This is a genomic window from Microcoleus sp. N9_A2, from assembly GCF_036701775.1.
Taxonomy (GTDB): domain Bacteria; phylum Cyanobacteriota; class Cyanobacteriia; order Cyanobacteriales; family Microcoleaceae; genus Microcoleus.
Window position 1 is genome coordinate 16,527 of record NZ_JAUBRH010000050.1, and the last position, 17,032, is coordinate 33,558.

Here is a 17,032-nt window from a genome sequence, read left to right on the forward strand (position 1 = left end):
GCGGAATTGATATTATTAGTTAAGGATCTTTGAGATGTTGCAATTAATCTTTGATACCTGCGTACCGAGAGAGGAAATTTTATCAGGAGACTTGTCTCTAGATTTATTTGCTGCAAAATTGCGGTTGGTAGTTGAAGGAACTGCACCTCAAGTTTATCAAGATCCAAATACTTTCTTTGCTAATACCTTCGCCACAGACGGCATCAAAACCCTGATTAACGAAGTTTTTGGCCGCTTGATGAAGCAAAGCGCTGGGGCTGGGGTGATTCGTTTGGAAACGAGTTTTGGGGGTGGCAAAACTCACGATGAAATTGCACTCTGGCATATCTGCAAGCTAGGGCGAGAAATTCACGGATTGGAACGCTTTACAGATATTAGTGTGATTCCCGATCGCCCTTTACAAGTTGCAGCGATCGATGGTCGAGATTTAGACCCAGAACAAGGAGTATATCATGCCGACAGCGGTTTGACAACTTATACGCTTTGGGGCGAAATTGCTTACCAAATTGGCGGGATTCAAGGCTATCAGTTAGTGCAAGGTAGCGACAAAAGCGGTGTCAGTCCCGGTACTTCTGTGCTAGAAAGATTGACGGGCGGACAGCCGACTGTGATTATTTTAGATGAAATTGCGCGGTATTTGCGATCGGCAAAAGCGAAACAAATTGGCAGAAGCGATTTAGCTAAACAAGTTGTAGCTTTCCTGTTTTCCTTGATGGATTTGGCGGCGGCCTGCGATAATTTAGTATTGGTTTATTCCCTCGCTTCCGCAGCAGATACTTTTGCTGAAGAAACCGCAGAATTGCAAGAAACGATGCGGGCTTCCGCAAGACAAGAAAGGGTGTTGAGTCCTTCTACAGATATCGAAATTTACAACATTGTCAAACAGCGCGTGTTTGCTAAAGTTAGCGAGGAAGCGGCCCAAAAAGCGGCGTCGGAATATTTGGCTGCTTATCGGAATTGTCGCGTTAATTTGCCCGATGGGTGCAAAGATGCGTCATACTCAAAGGCGATCGCCCAAAGTTATCCGTTTCACCCGGAATTGTTCAATCTGCTGACTAAAAAAATTGCTTCGATTCCTGAATTCCAGAAGACGCGGGGGGCTTTGCGATTGTTCGCGCAAGTCGTGCGACATTTGTGGGAGGAAGAAGGAAGAAGGAAGAAGGAAGAAGGAAGAATGAAGAATGAAGCAGAATTTAGGGGGGACAATTCTGGAGTCAGGATTCTGAATTCTGAGTCGTTTGTGCCCATGATTCACACGCATCACATTCCGGTGGGGATGGATAAGGAAATTACTAACGATCTTACCTCTCGGTTGCAACGATCGCCCATGCGGAATCCCATCGGCGCGGATATCTACAATCCCGATGGTAGGCCGGCTTACGCACAATTGCAAGACGCGGAATGGACAGCAGCCGGAAAACCGCCGTTTTCTACTTGGATAAGTAGAACCATATTTTTGCATTCTTTGACTCAGGGAAATTCTTCGGGAATTCGCCTCGCTGAGTTGAATTTGTCGCTGCTGACTCCGGGGGTTGATAGCGGTTTTGTCGATCGCGCTTTACAAACATTGACTAAGGTAGCCTGGTATTTAGACTTCGATTCGATGACTTCCTTGGCGCGGTTTAAGGAAGAACCTTCGATTAACAAAATTATTACCGAGGAAAAGGAACAAGTCGGGGTTTTGGCGGCAAAAGAAGATTTGCAAACGCGCCGGGATAGCATTTTTGCTAAGAGACTTTTTAGTTTGGTTTCTAATCCCCAAAGTCCCGGAGATGTAGACGACAACGCGGATGATGTGGCGCTGTGTTTGATCGACTTCGACGCAGATACGGTGAATGCTTCTACCGACGCAGCGCCGCCATTAGTCGAGAGAATTTTTAACAACAGCGGCGAGTCGGGGAAGTTTCGCACCTACCGGAATCGGTTGTTGTTTTTGGTGGCAAATCGGCTAGAATTTGAAAAGGCGATCGAAAATAGCAGAGAATATCAAGCAATTAAAAATATTCTCAACAGCCCGAACCGGATGGAAGATTTATCGGGAAGCCAGCAAAAGAAATTGAAGGATCTGAAAGGCACGAAAGATTTAGATGTGAGAGTGTCTTTGACTAATGCTTACCGCCATTTATTCTATCCTGCAAACGATCCTGTAAAAGCACCGAAAGGGTTGATGCACTACACTCTTACCGCCCACGATTCCAGTACGGTGAAAGGCAATAGCAACCAGCAGGATGTGATTTTGAAAGCCCTGAAAGATTGCGGCAAAATTCGCGCGGATGAAGCTAAACCCTTCGCGCCGGCTTTTATCTTGCAAAAAGTTTGGCCTGCGGGTTTGGATAATTGGACAACGAAGGCGCTGCGCGATGCTTTTGCTAAGGATTTGAGTTTGAATATTCTGCTGGATGCGGAAGTTTCGATGTTGCGGGAGACGATTCGCCAAGGTTTGAAAATGGGGAATTGGGATATGAAAGTTGGGGAACGCTTATTTATCAAAACCGATGATAGCGTGTTGGTGTTGCCAGAGACGATCGAGTTTAGCGATCGTCCGATCCTGTACAGACGCGGCATTCTCGAACCTCCAGCGCCGAAATTAGTGGAACTCAGCGCTCAATTGATGCCCGGTACGGATGCCGCAAAACTCGTGCGCGTCAGGTGGAAAGCCAAAGGATCACTGACGGTTAGTTTGTATCAAGATGGTATTTTAGTGCCGGGAAATTTCTTCCCTTCCGATGAGTGTGAAATCACCATTGTGAATAACACTATTTTTCGGGTGGTGGCCGATTACGGCAACGGAGAAACAGCAGAAAAAGTAACCAATGTCAATCTAAATTCGCAAGTTCCTAGCGTGGGAGAGGGCGACAATCCTGTTTATGTGGTGGGAGGGCTACAGCCGAGTTTGTGGGAGGCGAAACCGCCGACTATCGAACTTGACGGCACGGTGAATGTGGTTTTTGCTGGTTTGGGCGATCGCATCAGCGACAACAAAATTCAAGGCATTGAAGTGCTAGAATTGTCTGTGAATCAAGTCATGGATTATCGCAAATTGGGAACAGCAATTTCCCTATTGCAGCGCTGGCAACCGCAAATCGACCAAACCGCAACCATTCAAACCGGCGACCAATTTGTGCGGCTGGAATATCAAGGACAAATGCGGGGATTTCAGAGCTTTTTCTCGACTATCAACAGTTTGTTGAACAGCCCCGACGCGCAAGCAACTGTTAGTTTGAAAATCACCTTAGAATTCAAGCCAGCTTTGCCAGCAAATGCCTCGAATATTAGCAGTATAAAACAAACGCTCGATCGCAACCCAGTAGAGCGTTTAAATTTAATGGCAAGAGTGATGTATTGAAATGTAGGGGCGGGTTCACCTACAATATTTGGCAAAAATTAACACTCTCAAAAACCCGCCCCCACCCACGGTAAATCGCAATCTACCTCTTTTAACATACCAGCATAATACATAGGTCGGGGCTGGTTTTTGAGATGGTTGGTTGATTGCGTAGATAGTTGGTGAACCCGCCCCTACAAGAATCGCGATCCCTCGGAGACGATCGAATATGTAGATTGATTTGTTATATAATTAGTGCCATGTAGGGGCGGGTTTTACCAACCATCTACGCCTCAAATAAAATATCTCATAAACCCGCCCCGCCCAGAGCTCATGCAAGAATTTCAGTTACGAGTTTTGCCTTTAGATAATAACAACTTCGCCTTGGAACTCTACCAATGTGCTTACAAGAAAGCGGGAGAGAAAAAACGTCCTGCTGCTAAAAAATTGGGGCGACTTAAAGGCAATGCGCTGGTTTTGGCAAGACAAAAAATTTATGCAACTCTCAAAGCGAATAATTACGATCCAAAAACTTTATCTCAGCAGCGACAAACGCCTTATATTTTATCAGAAGAATCCGGCGTAAGTTTGGCGATTTTATTTCAATCGCTGCAACCGCTATCGAAAACTGAACGAATTGCTAATATTGCCGAAGGGATTATGGCGATGAGTAATGAAGAGGCACATTATTGGTTTGGAAAAATTGCTAATGGCAATCGTTCAAATGCTTTGAAAGCTTTGCGAATATTATTAGGAGATTAATCTGATGAAAGTAGCTGATTTGTCAAACGAAACTTTAGCCAAGATTAAAACAGTGCGGTGGGATCGAATTATTGAGAAGCATGAAGGGCCGGATACATGGGAGTCTGAGTTTGAATACGGGGAACCGGAATTCATCGAAATTGAGGGGCGGTGGGTGTTATTGCCCGTTGAAGCATCCCGTCACCAAAATATCACGATTTTGCGGGCAATTTGGAGTGCGGATGGTAACTCGCTGACTCTGTTTCTTAAGGATACAACTTTTGACGATGATATGTTTGTATCGGGATATATGGCTGTGTGCGATCGCCCGAAAGGACAAGAGTTTTTCTTAGCAGTATTGTACCACGAATGGTTTATCATTGAAAAGACCGAGGTATTTGAAGATTGAGCGAGATTTTTTTGGATAATACCAATGCAAATTGCAGTTTGGAATGAATCCTTTTGGGGGCTGGCTAGGAGCTAGGGCCAACGATCCCCCCTAACCCCCCTTAAGAAGGCAGGGCTGTTTCATTCTCACCAAAAACAGTGTTTTGTAGGGGTCGTGCCCCCGTGCCGACCCTCCTCACCGACGATTTTTCGTTATTTCATGGATTGGGGCAGCCACGGGGGGCTGCCCCTACAAGAGAATGAAACAGCCCTGCCCTTAAGAAGGGGGGGACAAGAGCGCTCAAAGTCCCCCTTCTTAAGGGGGATTTAGGGGGATCGATAATTGTGGCACAAGCGCGCTCAAAGTCCCCCTTCTTAAGGGGGATTTAGGGGGATCGAAGATTGTGGCACCTCACAAATAACCAACAACCAATAACAAATAACAAATAACCAATAACAAATAACAAATAACCCAAAAAATCATGCGCCCTCACCTATTCATCGAGAAAATTATGCCCGTCAACCTGCTAAACGAGCAGGTTAATTACGAACACGGCGGGAATCCATTTAAAGGTTTGCACCGCTGGTATTCGCGCAAACCTTTATCGTTTTCTCGCGCTTCGGTGTTGGCGTCGATTTTACCCGCAGAGATTTCTTTAGAAGAGTTTGAATATTTGCTGGGATTGGAACCGGGGAAGGAAATTAAACTCTACAAAACTCCCCCGTCTTCGGTGCGAATTAAGAAGGTTCACGATTATTGCGAGAAGGTGTGGGGGAATCGCACGCCGACTATTTTAGATGCGTTTGCGGGTGGGGGAAGCATTCCGTTTGAGGCGGCGCGGTACGGGTTGAATGTGTTGGCGTCGGATCTCAATCCGGTGGCGGTGGTGACGATGAAGGCGGCTATGGAGTATCCGCTGAAATTTGGCCCGGATTTGCAGGAGGATATTGATAAATGGGTGCAATGGGTGGGGGATGAAGCCGAGAAAAGATTGGCGGAATTTTTCCCTTCTAACCCCCCTCAATCCCCCCTTGCTAAGGGGGGAAGTCAAGGTGAGGAAACTGTGCAGAATTATTTGTGGGCTCATACGGTGGTTTGTCCGAGTTGTCAGTCGGTTGTGCCTTTGAGTCCGAATTGGTGGTTGTATAAGCGCCCGGAAAAGCAGAATTTACATAAATGGTGTGCGGTGAAACCAATTCCTAACTTGGCACAGAAGCGGGTTGATTTTGAGTTGGTGAAGGGGAAGAAAGGCAAGGATACGACGATTCAAACCGATGCGGGTGAGTACGATCCGAGTGTTTATAATACGATTAGCAGAAGTGTTGGTAAATGCCCGAATTGCGATACTGTGATTGAAGATGATGTAATTAAATCTCAAGCGAAATCAGGAAAGTTGGGGTATCAACTTTATGCAGTTGCTTATAAACAAGGCAAAGGTAGTTTAGAGTTTAGAATTCCGACAGATTCAGATTTAGACGGAATTGCCAAGTCTGAATTATACATAAGAAATAAATTAGATAAACTTTTAATTTCAGGCGTTTGGGAAGTTCAAGTAACTCCCGGTGAAAAAACAAATGAGTTATTACGTTATGGAATGAATACATGGGATAAACTCTTTAATCCTCGCCAGTTGCTAACGCTTGTCACTTATGTAGAAATTATCAACGAAGCTAAGGCGCTGCTACAGGCTGAGTATGAAGTGGAGAAGGTAGAGGCGATTATTACTTATCTAGCTTTAGTATTAGATAGATGTGTTGATATCAATAGTCGTCTTTCAGGTTGGGATTCAAGCGTCGGAGTTCTTCGTAGAGCATCAGCTCAACACGCACTAAATTTATTATGGAATTATGGTGAAACAAGTGGCGATCCATATTTGTGGATATGGTGTAATGAAACTGCTAGCAAGCAATATATAAAGCTTTGCGCTTTATTCGGAACAAAACCCCACTCAATCGGCTTACCCGGTATCGAACAATACGACCCAAAAACCATCCAAATCAATTCCGCATCCGCCGATAGCCTCTACCACATTCCCGACAAATCTGTCGATGCAATTATCACCGACCCGCCCTACTATTCCACCATTCAATATGCCGAAATTTCCGACTTTTTCTATGTTTGGATGAAGCGCACATTAGGCGATATTTTCCCCGATTTATTCTACTCAGAACTCACCGACAAAGATAGAGAAGCCGTGGCCAATCCGTCGCGCTTCCGCAACATGGGCACATCCCCCGACGAACTCGCCGCCCAAGATTACGAAGCAAAAATGGCCCTAGCTTTTAGCGAATATTACCGAGTTTTGCGCGATGACGGCGTGATGACAGTCCAATTCAACCACAAAGAATCCGGCGCGTGGGACGTGCTCACAAAATCCCTCATCGATGCCGGTTTCGAGATTACCGCATCCTGGGCCGTCAGTACCGAAAACCCCCAAAACCTCCACCAAGCCAAGAAAAACTCAGTTTCCAGTACAGTCCTTTTAGTTTGCCGCAAGCGCGACACCAACGCCGCCCAAGCTTGGTGGGACGATTTGCGCCCGGAAGTCGCCAATCTCGTCGAACAGCGAGCCCCGGAATTTGAAGCCAACAAAATCACGGGAATCGACCTTTATTTAAGCGCCTTCGGCCCGGCTTTAAACGTGTTCAGCCGTTCCTATCCCATCCTCAACAGCAGCGGCGAAGAAGTGCGCCCGGAAGTTGCTTTTGCTGAAGCCAGAAAAGCCATTGCAAACTACCGTTTCCGCAAACTCGTACAAACCGATACCGCCGGATTTGACGCCCTGACTCAATGGTATTTCCTCGCCTGGGATGCCTTCCGCGCCGTCGAATTCCCCTTCGATGAAGCGCGACAACTCGCCCTCGCCGTGGGCGGTTTCGATGTCGTTGATTTAGCCAAAAAATACAAATTGATTGACTCGGTTAGCGGCACTTGCAAGCTTTTGACACCGAAACAGCGCCTGAAAAAAGGTGCTTTTTCGGTGAATCCGCAAGATTTTTCGCTGACATATTTAGTGGATGGATTGCACGCAATTATTGCGCTGTATCAGGAGGATGGAAATATTCAAATTGTGCGCGAGTTTATGAAGAAAGCTAATTTGACGGATAATGATAATTTCATGCGGGCGATTGAGGTGGCGCTGAAAGTGATTCCGCGTTTGGGCGATGAGAAGAAGCGGATACCGGAGGAGAAGGCTTTGTTGGATTTGTGGTTGGTGATGGATGAGATTAAGGCGAAGGTTTTTTATCAACAATTGGATATTCCCTTTGAGGGACAATTGAGTTTGGATTTGAATGTAGGTGGTTGAAAGAATGAGAAGAGATCCCCCCTAACCCCCCCTTAAGAAGGGGGGGACAAGAGTTTAATTCTGTAGGGGCGGTGCCCCCGTGCCCGCCCCCTTCTTAAGCGGGATTTAGGGGGAGCGAAGATTGTGGGACATAACAAATAATCTAATAACATGAATTTACAAGATTATCCCTGGCGGATTAGTTATTCTAGCAATGAAAATAACCCGATCGCCGATTTCTACATTCCCGCGCTAGAATGTGCTGTTAAGTACGATCGCAAATCCGGCTTTTTCAACAGCGCCATCCTCAGCAAAGTCGCGCAGGGATTGGGCGCAATGCTGCACAATTGCGGGCGGATGCGGTTAATCATGGGCTGTCAGTTTAGCCCGCAAGATTTGCAAGCTATCCAACAAGGTTACGCCCTGCGAGATGCTGTTACCATCCGCCTCGATACGGATTTGCAGCCGCCCAAAACCTTCGCCCAACTCAAACATTTTGAAATCCTCAGTTGGCTGATTCAAAACAGTTATCTCGATATTAAAATCGCCGTTCCCCTCAAATCTAACGGTTTACCAGTAGATAGTGAAAGTTTACTCGATCGCCAGCATATATTTCACGAAAAAGTCGGCATTTTTACCGACAGCAAGGGCGCGCAATTAGCTTTTAGCGGTTCTAATAACGAATCTCTCAGCGGTTGGGAAAGCAATGTTGAATCTTTCCATGTTTATTGTGCTTGGGAAGGCGGCCGAGATGCAGAACGAGTGAACGAAGAGATTTTTCGGTTTGAACAGTTGTGGAACAATTTATCGCCGAATGTGCGCGTTTTTGAAGTGCCGGAAGCGGTGAAAAATAAGCTACTCAGTTACGCGCCCAGTAGTAAGCCTGTGTGGAATCGGGAAGAAAGTTCGGCAGCGGATTTTGTAACGGATGTAGCGGATGTAGCGGATGAGGAGGGTTCGGCAGCGGATTTTGTAGCGGATGTAGCGGATGAGGCAACGGATTTTGTAGCGGATTTAGCGGATGTAACGGATGTTGGGAGTCGGGATTTAGGGGGAGTTATTGGGGATTTTGAGTTATCTCAAGATTATGCTAAGTTTGAACCGCTTTTCAATTTGTATGCTTCACCAACTTGTCTCGATTATTGTTTGAAATCTATTCCCATCAAACCTTGGCCGCATCAGATTAAAATTCTGCGTCGAGTGGCTGCTAGTTTCCCGAAGAGTTTCCTAATTGCGGATGAAGTTGGCTTGGGAAAAACTATCGAAACTGGGTTAATTTTGCGTTACTTGCTTGTCAGCCAAAAAGTCAAGCGCGTGTTAATTTTAGCACCAGCCAGCATTCAGCCGCAGTGGCACGAAGAGTTGCGCGAAAAATTTAATTTGCACTTTTGGAGTTACAACAAAGGTGAGTTAAAGAATCCGTATGGGGAGAAAAGTGTGTCTGGGGAAAAGAATATTTGGAATTCCCAGAATCTGATTTTAGCATCATCTCATTTAGTCCGCCGGAGCGATCGCACAAAAGAACTCCTAGACGCGCAACCGTGGGATTTGGTGGTACTCGATGAAGCCCATCACGCCCGCCGTCAAAGTCCGCAAAACCGCAAGGAAACGCCGAACCGGCTGCTTCAGCTAATGCAGCAGTTAAAGGAAAAAAGCGGATCGCTTTTGTTATTATCCGCCACGCCGATGCAGATTGATGCGATCGAAGTTTTCGATTTATTGCACCTTCTGGGACTGCGCGGACATTGGTCTTATGGTGAGAATTTCTGCAATTATTTTAGCACGCTGTCGGCAAAGCCCGATCGCCAGAATGTACGTTTTTGGCAGCAGATGTCTGTCGGTTACTTCCAGGAAGGAGGTTTGCCGTGCGATCGGTTGCAGGAATATCTCCAAAAGCGCGATCGATTGTTATATTATAAGTTGCGCGATGTCTGGGAAAAAAACCAGCGAGTCAACCCGCAACAAATCGCTGATGACGAAGCCTTTATCGCCGCCTCCCGCCAATATTTGACAGTGAATACTCCCCTCAAAGATTTGATGTTTCGCCACACCCGCGACACCTTACGCCAATACTATCAGCGGGGATTATTGGAACGAGATATTCCCCACCGCGAAGTCAGAGATAATGCGATTACTTTAGAAAACAACCGCGAAGTGCCGCTTTATCTCGCCGTCAGCAATTACGTCCGCCATTTTTACAATTTAGCGCAAAAAGACAACCGTAAGGCGTTAGGATTTTTGATGACTCTTTACCGCAAACGGCTGACAAGTTCCTTTTATGCCATCCGCGAATCCTTACAGCGCCGCCTCGAAGGGATTAGCATTACTGAGGATGATTTTCAGGATTTAGATGATGCGGATGATGTGATTTTGGAAGGTATGGAAGGTTATTTTGCACCAGCAGACCCGGAAGAAATTAAATATTTAGTCGATTTGCTCGATCGGTTCGAGAATACCGGGGAAGATAGCAAGCTTTCCCACTTTATCACAATCTTGCGTCAAGAACTGAATGAGCGCGAAAGTGCGATCGTGTTTACGCAATACACCGACACGATGGATTATCTCAGAAGTGCTTTACAACAATTATATGGTGCTCAAATTGCTTGCTATTCCGGGCGCGGGGGAGAGTTGTACCAAAATGGGGAATGGCGAACTTTTCCGAAGGAACAAATCAAAGCCAAATTCCTTCAAGGAATCATCAAAATTTTACTTTGTACCGAGTCGGCTTCCGAAGGGCTAAATTTGCAAACCTGCGGGGTTTTAATCAATTATGATATGCCTTGGAATCCGATGCGAGTGGAACAGAGAATCGGCAGACTCGATCGCATCGGACAGATTTATGATACAGTCAGGATACACAATTTTTATTACGACGGCACTGTAGAGGCGAAGGTTTATAGGAAATTGCGCGATCGCATCAATGCTTTTCAAAGCGTTGTCGGCAATTTGCAACCAATTCTTGCAACAGTTCCAACTTTCATCGAACAGGCCGTGATGAGTGCAGATCCCGAAGAAGAGGGTGTTTTGTTGCGAGAGTTCGATCGCATTTTAGACGCGCCGCCTTTGCGTCCCGCCCTCGATGAAATGGTCGCGATGGATGTAGAATCAGACTTGCAGGAAATCCGTCAACCTCTGCCGCCGACTTCTCTGTTTCCTGAAACCATCGAAGATTTGTTTGTCAATTCTTTGATTTTAAAGCAGATTGGCGCTATCTTCGATCGCTCTGAAAATCGCACTTGGCAGCTTAACTATAAAAGTCGCGATTATTGTCTCACATTTTACCCGGATATCTTTGAGGAAAATGCTTCGTTGCAATTTATGAGTTTTGGGAATCCGTTGTTTGAAGAAATGCTAAGTGCGATCGACCTTATGTCAAACTGTTCTTAATCGAACACTGTGGGCGGACTGTTTAGCCTGTTTCACGAGTTTACCCTTTTTTGAGCATTGCTAGGGTTTGGTGCTCAACTTTGACACTTTTAGGGCTAAACTACTTTTAATGACCAAAGCACAGGGGATTTAAGCCCCCACCTTTAGGTGGATTGTTTTTAGGCAGGGGCTTAAATCCCCTGCCTAAAAACTTCGCACTCCGAAGTCAACTGTCAACTGTCAACTGTCAACTGTCAACTGTCAAGATCGTCCTTTTTATTTAATTTGCACAATGTCTTCAGAAACAAACTCAGCGGCTCAATCTACAACTGGTGCAGATGCGATCGATGTTGCGATCGCCTCTGGAAACGATTTTGACGGCACTCCGATTCCCAAGGCAAAATTAGACCTGTACGAGCAAGTGATGGGCTTAGAAGCCGGGAGACAGCGCAGTGGCGTATCAAACACCATGCGATCGCGCATTGTCCGAATCGGTGTCAAACACATCGGACAAGAGGAACTCGATCAAATGCTGGTTGCGGCAAACTTTGCACCGCTGAAAGAGAAAGAAATCGCTTTTTACTACGGCGGTAAATAGATCGTATTTATCCCACATCTTGCACCATTCTCAATAAGCCTTTTATGAACCGGCTTTCTGACCTGTTTCACAAGAAAATCAATTCTTTGTGGAACAGGCATCTTGCCTGTTGCTGCCGATTTTGCCTAAAATAGACATAACCCACGCTCATAACATCTGTCATGCAAAGTTACACCCTCGCAGAAGTATGTAATCCACAGGGGACAGTCTTTAACCGAGCTGCTGTGGAGCCAGTTTTACTCACAGATAAATCGCAGCCCAGCCACGTAATTATGTCCGCTGATGCCTATCAGCGCTTGATAGAGCGACTGATGGAATTAGAAGATATGCTTTTAGGAAAAGCAGCAAAATCTGCCCTGAGTCAGTCTCAAATGGTTGGTACTAAAACCTTTGTAGAAACACTAACACAACTGGCAAATGGCGAAACTTGATGGTTTACAAACAGTTCTCGACTTTCTCAAGGGTTTGCAACCTAAAATAGCGGCTCAAATTGCTAAAAAAGTGTTAGCACTGAATGTCGATCCTTTACCTAATGATAGCAAGCAATTAATCGGATATCCGGGTTATTATCGGGTAGATAGTGGCGAATATCGGATTATTTACAGCTTTAATCCCGAAGAAGATTTGGTAGAAATTATTCTAGTTGGTAAGCGGAACGATGATGAAGTGTACAAAAAATTAGAGCGCCTTTTTTAAGAAAGTCCTTCTCAGGGATGCTGCTCTAAATATCTGGTAATTATTTTGATATTACTCCGGTTTCAAAGTGCGTTCCATCAGCGACAAAACTGCTTGTTCGGGAGTAATTTCCCCATTCAACAAGCGGTAAACTTGACGGGAAACGGGAACTTCTATCTCGCGTCGATTAGCCAAATCAATCAACACATTGGTAGTATTTACTCCCTCAGCAGTGCTCTGCAATTCGTGCAAAATTTGCTCCAAAGATTTGCCTTTAGCCAATCCGAAACCAACCCGATAATTGCGCGATAAAGGACTGTTGCAAGTAGCGAGTAAATCTCCCAAACCTGACAAACCGTAAAAAGTTTCTGCGCGAGCTCCCAAACGAACTCCCACCCGAATCATTTCCGGCAAAGCGCGAGTCAGCAAAGCAGATTTAGCATTAGTTCCTAATTGTAAACCGTCGCAAACACCAGCGGCGATCGCAAATACATTTTTCAAAGTTCCACCTAACTCAGTCCCCAGCGGGTCTTCATTCACATAAACCCGAAAAATATCGGAACTGTAAATATTTTGCACTTGCTTGGCCGCCGCTAAATCCAAACTTGCCGCTACCGTTGCAGCCGGCAACCCCTGCTGAATTTCCTCGGAAAGATTGGGGCCGGAAAGTACGACTATTGAATTGTTAGGAAAGGCATTTTGCCAAATTTGAGACGGAGTGCGCGTACTCGCGGGATCTAAACCTTTGGTGACAGTAACTATAATTGTACCGGGACTTAACTCTAACGCCAGCAGCCGATCGACTGTTGCGCCCACCCCTTTCATCGAAACTGCCGAAACAACAACATCCGCACCAGTTATAACTGATTCTAGACTAAAAGAACTGCTACGCGACCACCAATTAACTCGATCGCCTTTTTTGCCTCCCAGATTTGCCAAGGCCGAACCCCAAGCACCTCCGCCTAATATTGTCAAGCTTGCCATAGAATTTAGTTTAATGAACTCAGATGTTACACCATTCTCAAGAACGGGCTAGAAGCCCGTTCCACAAGAAGATTGAATTTTTTTTGTGGAACAGGCATCTTGCCTGTTCGTGACGGGCTAGAAGCCCGTTCCACAAGAAGATTGAATTTTTTTTGTGGAACAGGCATCTTGCCTGTTCGTGACATTGGTGCAATATGTGAGATGAACGAAACAAAAACTCCCCTCCTACAAACGCGGACGCAATCCATAATGACGGTAACGCCAATAATCTCGTAAAATGCGATCGTGATCGAAACATAATTGATGGGGAATCTGCCAAGATTCAAAAATCTGTAAATTTTTAGCATCGTCGGCAGCTTGAGGTTCCCCCGTTGCAGAAGCCAAAAATACAATACTGATAGTGTGTTCGCGGGCGTCGCGATTTGGGTCGGAATAAACGTAAAATTGCTCAATTAATTCTACATTCAAACTTGTTTCTTCTAAAGCTTCGCGTTTTGCCGCCGTTTCTACCGCTTCCCCGTAATCGACAAAACCGCCGGGAATTGCCCAGCCGTAGGGAATATTGCGGCGTTCGATGAGTATGATCGGCCGATGCGGGCGATCGGCTAACTCGATGATAATATCAACTGTAGGAGCGGGATTTTTGTAAGTCATTTGCGAAGGAAGAAGGAAGGCAGGACACGGATTTTGACACGGATACACGGATTAATTTCAACTGGTTCGGAGTTCCTTCTTCCTGCTGAATCATGCTAAACCGCGAAGTGGTACGCGCTGCTTTTGCAAAACCTCAGAGTACAGCTTTTCCAACTCAGTAATATTCTGACTGAGAGTGTACCGCTCGATCGCCCGTTGGCGTGCTTTTTGACCAAGCAGCATTCCCAACTCAGGATGATCGCAAAACAGCGGCAGCAAGGTTTGTAACTGACTCCGTACCCGCTGAGTGTTCAAAACTATCCCCGCCCCTTCCTCCAAGGCCTCGCCGTCAGCACCGGCATCGGTTGCCAAACAAGCTAAACCGCAAGCCATCGCCTCCAGCAACGACAGCGACAGTCCCTCCACCAAAGAAGGCAAAATAAATACGTCTGCACCCCGCAGAATTTCGATCCGGCGTTCCTCCTCAGCGACAAATCCGAGCCACACAATGCCATCCTCTTCGCCGTAAGACAGTTGCAGCGAGGCGGCTAGGGGCCCGTCGCCTACGATCGCCAATACGTTCCCAGGGGCAAAATTGCACTGTTTCCAGGCCTTGAGCAGGGCTTCGACATTTTTCTCCGGGGCAATGCGGCCTTGGTAAACAAAAATTCGATCTGCTTTTAATTCCGACTTCAACTCCGAAGGCCCGGGCGAATATTTAACTGCATCCACACCGTTGGGAATCACGGCTACCCGTTCCTGCGGCACTCCCAACTTGACCAATATATCCCGCTGAATCTGAGAAAAAACGATCGTCGAGTCGTAGTTCGCCAAAAACGGAGCGTACAGTTGATACATCAGGTGTTGGGTTCCCGATGTCAAATTTCGCAATTTGCGATCGAACGGCGGGTGAAAAGTCGCCACTAGAGGCAAATTCAATTCCTGGCAAATTTCCGGCAGCAAAAAGTCTAGAGGCGAAAGCGTCAGGGAAGCGTGAACAACATCAGGTTTGAGCCGCCGCAGAGATTTCATCAGCACTGTGCGGGACTTGAGAGTGGGAATCGTATAAATTTGCGATTTGTAGTGACAGGGTAAAGACACTTCGTTGCAACTCGCGGGCGAGAGCGAAGTGGTATATGAGGTTTGAGCAATTGCTTTTCCCCACGAACCATTTGCCATGCTCCACCCCGTATTGTTCCTGTCCAGTGGGCCCGCTTCTTGGGCAAAGTGCAGGAAACTAACCTGGTATCCCCGGTCTAATAGTGCGTTGGTGACTTCCCTGGAGTAAGTGACGTTACCGCAAAAAGGTGATTTTTTTCCTAGCCAAGCGATGTGCATTCAAGTAAATCAGAGTTTGTTATTTTTAGATTCGATCGACTTTGCTATTACTGCTACGGAAAATATACCAGGTTAAGACACCCCCAGCCATCGCTAATCCTGCTAAACCCAAAAATACTGTCGGCAAGCCCAGAAATGTTTCGGCTACCCCAGCCAAAGCCAACGGTAAACTCAAAGCGATATTAGTGGCATTGTTTTGCAGCCCGAAGACTTTTCCCCGCATTTCTTCTGGGGTTTCTGCTTGAATTGTAGTCTGCATCGGCACTCCCACCAATGAGGCAAATAAACCCAACAGGCTAATGAACAGCACCGAGAGCCACAAATGGTGTGTAAATGCAGAAAGGCCCAGCAGAGCAAGTGCCATGCCGATCGATCCGATTAAACTCAGTTGGGAATGAGAAAATTTGTGGCCGAGATAGCCGACTGTCGTCGCCCCAACTGCCATGCCAACGCCCACCGCAGCCAGTAAAAAGCCAAATTGTGATGCTTTCATACCGGGGAGGATTTCTGCCAGCCGAACTGCTAGAACTGCCAAGGCTGCAAAAATGGAAAATAGAATAATTAGTTGAATTAAAGCATTGCGGACTTTTGGTTGGTCGTTGATGTAACGCAGCCCGTCTTTTAAATCTGCTAGGGGGTGTGGCGCTTCGTGTTCGGCATCGTTTTTTTCGCCTGTTTTCATCGACAGCAACAGCACTCCGGCAAAGGCGTAACTTCCGCCTACTACTAATTCTTTGCCGATTCCGATTCCGCCGCCCAGGTTGGTAAATAGGTTGTCGGCTAAAGCTAGTAAGGGCTCTCCGACTGCGAAGCCAATAATCACCGACCCCATCATGGTTGTGGTGTAGAGGGAGTTTGCCGATAGCAGGTGGCGGCGTTCCACAATTAGGGGAATCACTGACTGTTCTGCTGGGGCGAAAAATTGAGTTAGAGTCGAAACGAGGAATGTCACTAGCAGCAGCAAGCAGAATCCGAGCGGCAGTTGACCGAGTTCCCACCCGTCAGAGAGCCACAGCAGCACGGGCAATGTTAAAACCAAGGCTCCCCGCAGCAGGTTTGTGGCTACGAGCACTGCTTTTTTCGACCACCGATCGACATACACCCCCGCGGCGGCCCCGAACAGCACTGCGGGTATGGTAAAGGCGATCATGATTGCTGATACCCATCTGCTGATGGTTTGATCTGGGGCTTGAAAGCGGCTGGCTACGAGGGCGATCGTCAGTACGAGATAAACTTTATCTGCTAGTTGGGAGAAAACTTGCCCACTCCACAATGCTAGAAAATTTGGGTTTTTGAGCACTGGCAGAAATCCCGTTTCTTTTTCGGGAATTTCGGCTAATGCTTCCGAGTTCCCGGCTGCTGGGTCTGCTGTTGCCAGCGGCCCGATTGCTTCGGGTTCTTGGCTTTTGCCGTTGCTTGACTCTGTTTCTGGCGTTGTGGGATATTTATCCATTTCTGGGTCTGGGACGTTGCTCCATTGTCGATCTGCCAAGACGGGTTCCGAGCGAAAATCGGGAAAATTTTCTCGTTCTTCCATTTTGTGGTCGGTAACAGCTAAAACAGATATTGTCAAATCAGAATCGGACAGTCGCATCATAGGATTTGGGGTGGCTCGCCTGGGATGGTGGAGGTTGGGGGGATGGGAATTTGAAATTGAGGTGTTAACCCCTAAGTTTATTAATAATCTCGTAACTTTAT

At 46.5% G+C, this 17,032-nt stretch carries 12 protein-coding genes; 8 read left to right on the top strand and 4 right to left on the bottom strand.

All coding sequences use genetic code 11. The annotated features are described in order from the left end of the window. Positions 1-34: 34 nt before the first annotated feature. The 8 genes from QUA44_RS23005 (at position 35) to QUA44_RS23040 (ending at position 12,400) form a co-directional block, all read left to right on the top strand. A complete protein-coding gene (locus QUA44_RS23005) occupies positions 35-3,346 on the top strand; it encodes a DUF499 domain-containing protein (RefSeq protein WP_333250709.1) in 3,312 nt (1,103 codons plus the stop codon). Positions 3,347-3,658: 312 nt separating this feature from the next. Further along, positions 3,659-4,087 (top strand): DUF7680 family protein, encoded by a 429-nt coding sequence (locus tag QUA44_RS23010; RefSeq protein WP_333250707.1) that lies wholly within the window; start codon positions 3,659-3,661, stop codon positions 4,085-4,087. Positions 4,088-4,091: 4 nt separating this feature from the next. Further along, positions 4,092-4,475, top strand: a complete 384-nt coding sequence (locus QUA44_RS23015) for a hypothetical protein (protein WP_333250705.1) — start codon at positions 4,092-4,094, stop codon at positions 4,473-4,475. A 460-nt stretch (positions 4,476-4,935) separates the two neighbouring features. Continuing rightward, positions 4,936-7,761 (top strand): DUF1156 domain-containing protein, encoded by a 2,826-nt coding sequence (locus QUA44_RS23020; protein WP_333250704.1) that lies wholly within the window; start codon positions 4,936-4,938, stop codon positions 7,759-7,761. Between the two features lie 150 nt (positions 7,762-7,911). Further along, entirely contained in the window at positions 7,912-11,127 is a 3,216-nt protein-coding gene (locus QUA44_RS23025; protein ID WP_333250702.1) for a helicase-related protein, read from the top strand. A gap of 271 nt (positions 11,128-11,398) precedes the next feature. Then, positions 11,399-11,704 (top strand): small RNA NsiR4-regulated ssr1528 family protein, encoded by a 306-nt coding sequence (locus tag QUA44_RS23030; protein ID WP_333250700.1) that lies wholly within the window; start codon positions 11,399-11,401, stop codon positions 11,702-11,704. Between the two features lie 161 nt (positions 11,705-11,865). Further along, positions 11,866-12,135: a type II toxin-antitoxin system Phd/YefM family antitoxin gene (locus tag QUA44_RS23035; protein WP_333250698.1), complete on the top strand. Its 270-nt coding sequence runs from the start codon at positions 11,866-11,868 to the stop codon at positions 12,133-12,135. After that, positions 12,122-12,400 (top strand): type II toxin-antitoxin system RelE family toxin, encoded by a 279-nt coding sequence (locus tag QUA44_RS23040; protein WP_015178374.1) that lies wholly within the window; start codon positions 12,122-12,124, stop codon positions 12,398-12,400. The genes QUA44_RS23035 and QUA44_RS23040 overlap by 14 nt, the downstream gene beginning before the upstream one ends. A 51-nt stretch (positions 12,401-12,451) precedes the next feature. On the opposite strand, the gene QUA44_RS23045 is transcribed toward QUA44_RS23040, so the two are convergent. The 4 genes from QUA44_RS23045 to QUA44_RS23060 form a co-directional block, all read right to left on the bottom strand. After that, positions 12,452-13,363, bottom strand: a complete 912-nt coding sequence (locus tag QUA44_RS23045; RefSeq protein WP_333250697.1) for an NAD(P)H-dependent glycerol-3-phosphate dehydrogenase — start codon at positions 13,361-13,363, stop codon at positions 12,452-12,454. 225 nt (positions 13,364-13,588) lie between these two features. Further along, positions 13,589-14,017, bottom strand: a complete 429-nt coding sequence (locus QUA44_RS23050) for an NUDIX hydrolase (RefSeq protein ID WP_333076522.1) — start codon at positions 14,015-14,017, stop codon at positions 13,589-13,591. Between the two features lie 90 nt (positions 14,018-14,107). Beyond that, on the bottom strand, positions 14,108-15,334 hold the full coding sequence (locus QUA44_RS23055; RefSeq protein ID WP_333250695.1) for a glycosyltransferase family 4 protein: 1,227 nt from the start codon (positions 15,332-15,334) through the stop codon (positions 14,108-14,110). A 25-nt stretch (positions 15,335-15,359) separates the two neighbouring features. After that, positions 15,360-16,931 (bottom strand): MFS transporter, encoded by a 1,572-nt coding sequence (locus QUA44_RS23060; protein WP_333250693.1) that lies wholly within the window; start codon positions 16,929-16,931, stop codon positions 15,360-15,362. Positions 16,932-17,032 lie beyond the last annotated feature (101 nt).

Excerpts from the sequence above, each read along its gene's own strand:
- QUA44_RS23005 (WP_333250709.1), top strand. The coding sequence starts at position 35 with ATGTTGCAATTAATCTTTGATACCTGCGTACCGAGAGAGGAAATTTTA.
- QUA44_RS23010 (WP_333250707.1), top strand. The coding sequence starts at position 3,659 with ATGCAAGAATTTCAGTTACGAGTTTTGCCTTTAGATAATAACAACTTC.
- QUA44_RS23015 (WP_333250705.1), top strand. The coding sequence starts at position 4,092 with ATGAAAGTAGCTGATTTGTCAAACGAAACTTTAGCCAAGATTAAAACA.
- QUA44_RS23020 (WP_333250704.1), top strand. The coding sequence starts at position 4,936 with ATGCGCCCTCACCTATTCATCGAGAAAATTATGCCCGTCAACCTGCTA.
- QUA44_RS23025 (WP_333250702.1), top strand. The coding sequence starts at position 7,912 with ATGAATTTACAAGATTATCCCTGGCGGATTAGTTATTCTAGCAATGAA.
- QUA44_RS23030 (WP_333250700.1), top strand. The coding sequence starts at position 11,399 with ATGTCTTCAGAAACAAACTCAGCGGCTCAATCTACAACTGGTGCAGAT.
- QUA44_RS23035 (WP_333250698.1), top strand. The coding sequence starts at position 11,866 with ATGCAAAGTTACACCCTCGCAGAAGTATGTAATCCACAGGGGACAGTC.
- QUA44_RS23040 (WP_015178374.1), top strand. The coding sequence starts at position 12,122 with ATGGCGAAACTTGATGGTTTACAAACAGTTCTCGACTTTCTCAAGGGT.
- QUA44_RS23045 (WP_333250697.1), bottom strand. The coding sequence starts at position 13,363 with ATGGCAAGCTTGACAATATTAGGCGGAGGTGCTTGGGGTTCGGCCTTG.
- QUA44_RS23050 (WP_333076522.1), bottom strand. The coding sequence starts at position 14,017 with ATGACTTACAAAAATCCCGCTCCTACAGTTGATATTATCATCGAGTTA.
- QUA44_RS23055 (WP_333250695.1), bottom strand. The coding sequence starts at position 15,334 with ATGCACATCGCTTGGCTAGGAAAAAAATCACCTTTTTGCGGTAACGTC.
- QUA44_RS23060 (WP_333250693.1), bottom strand. The coding sequence starts at position 16,931 with ATGATGCGACTGTCCGATTCTGATTTGACAATATCTGTTTTAGCTGTT.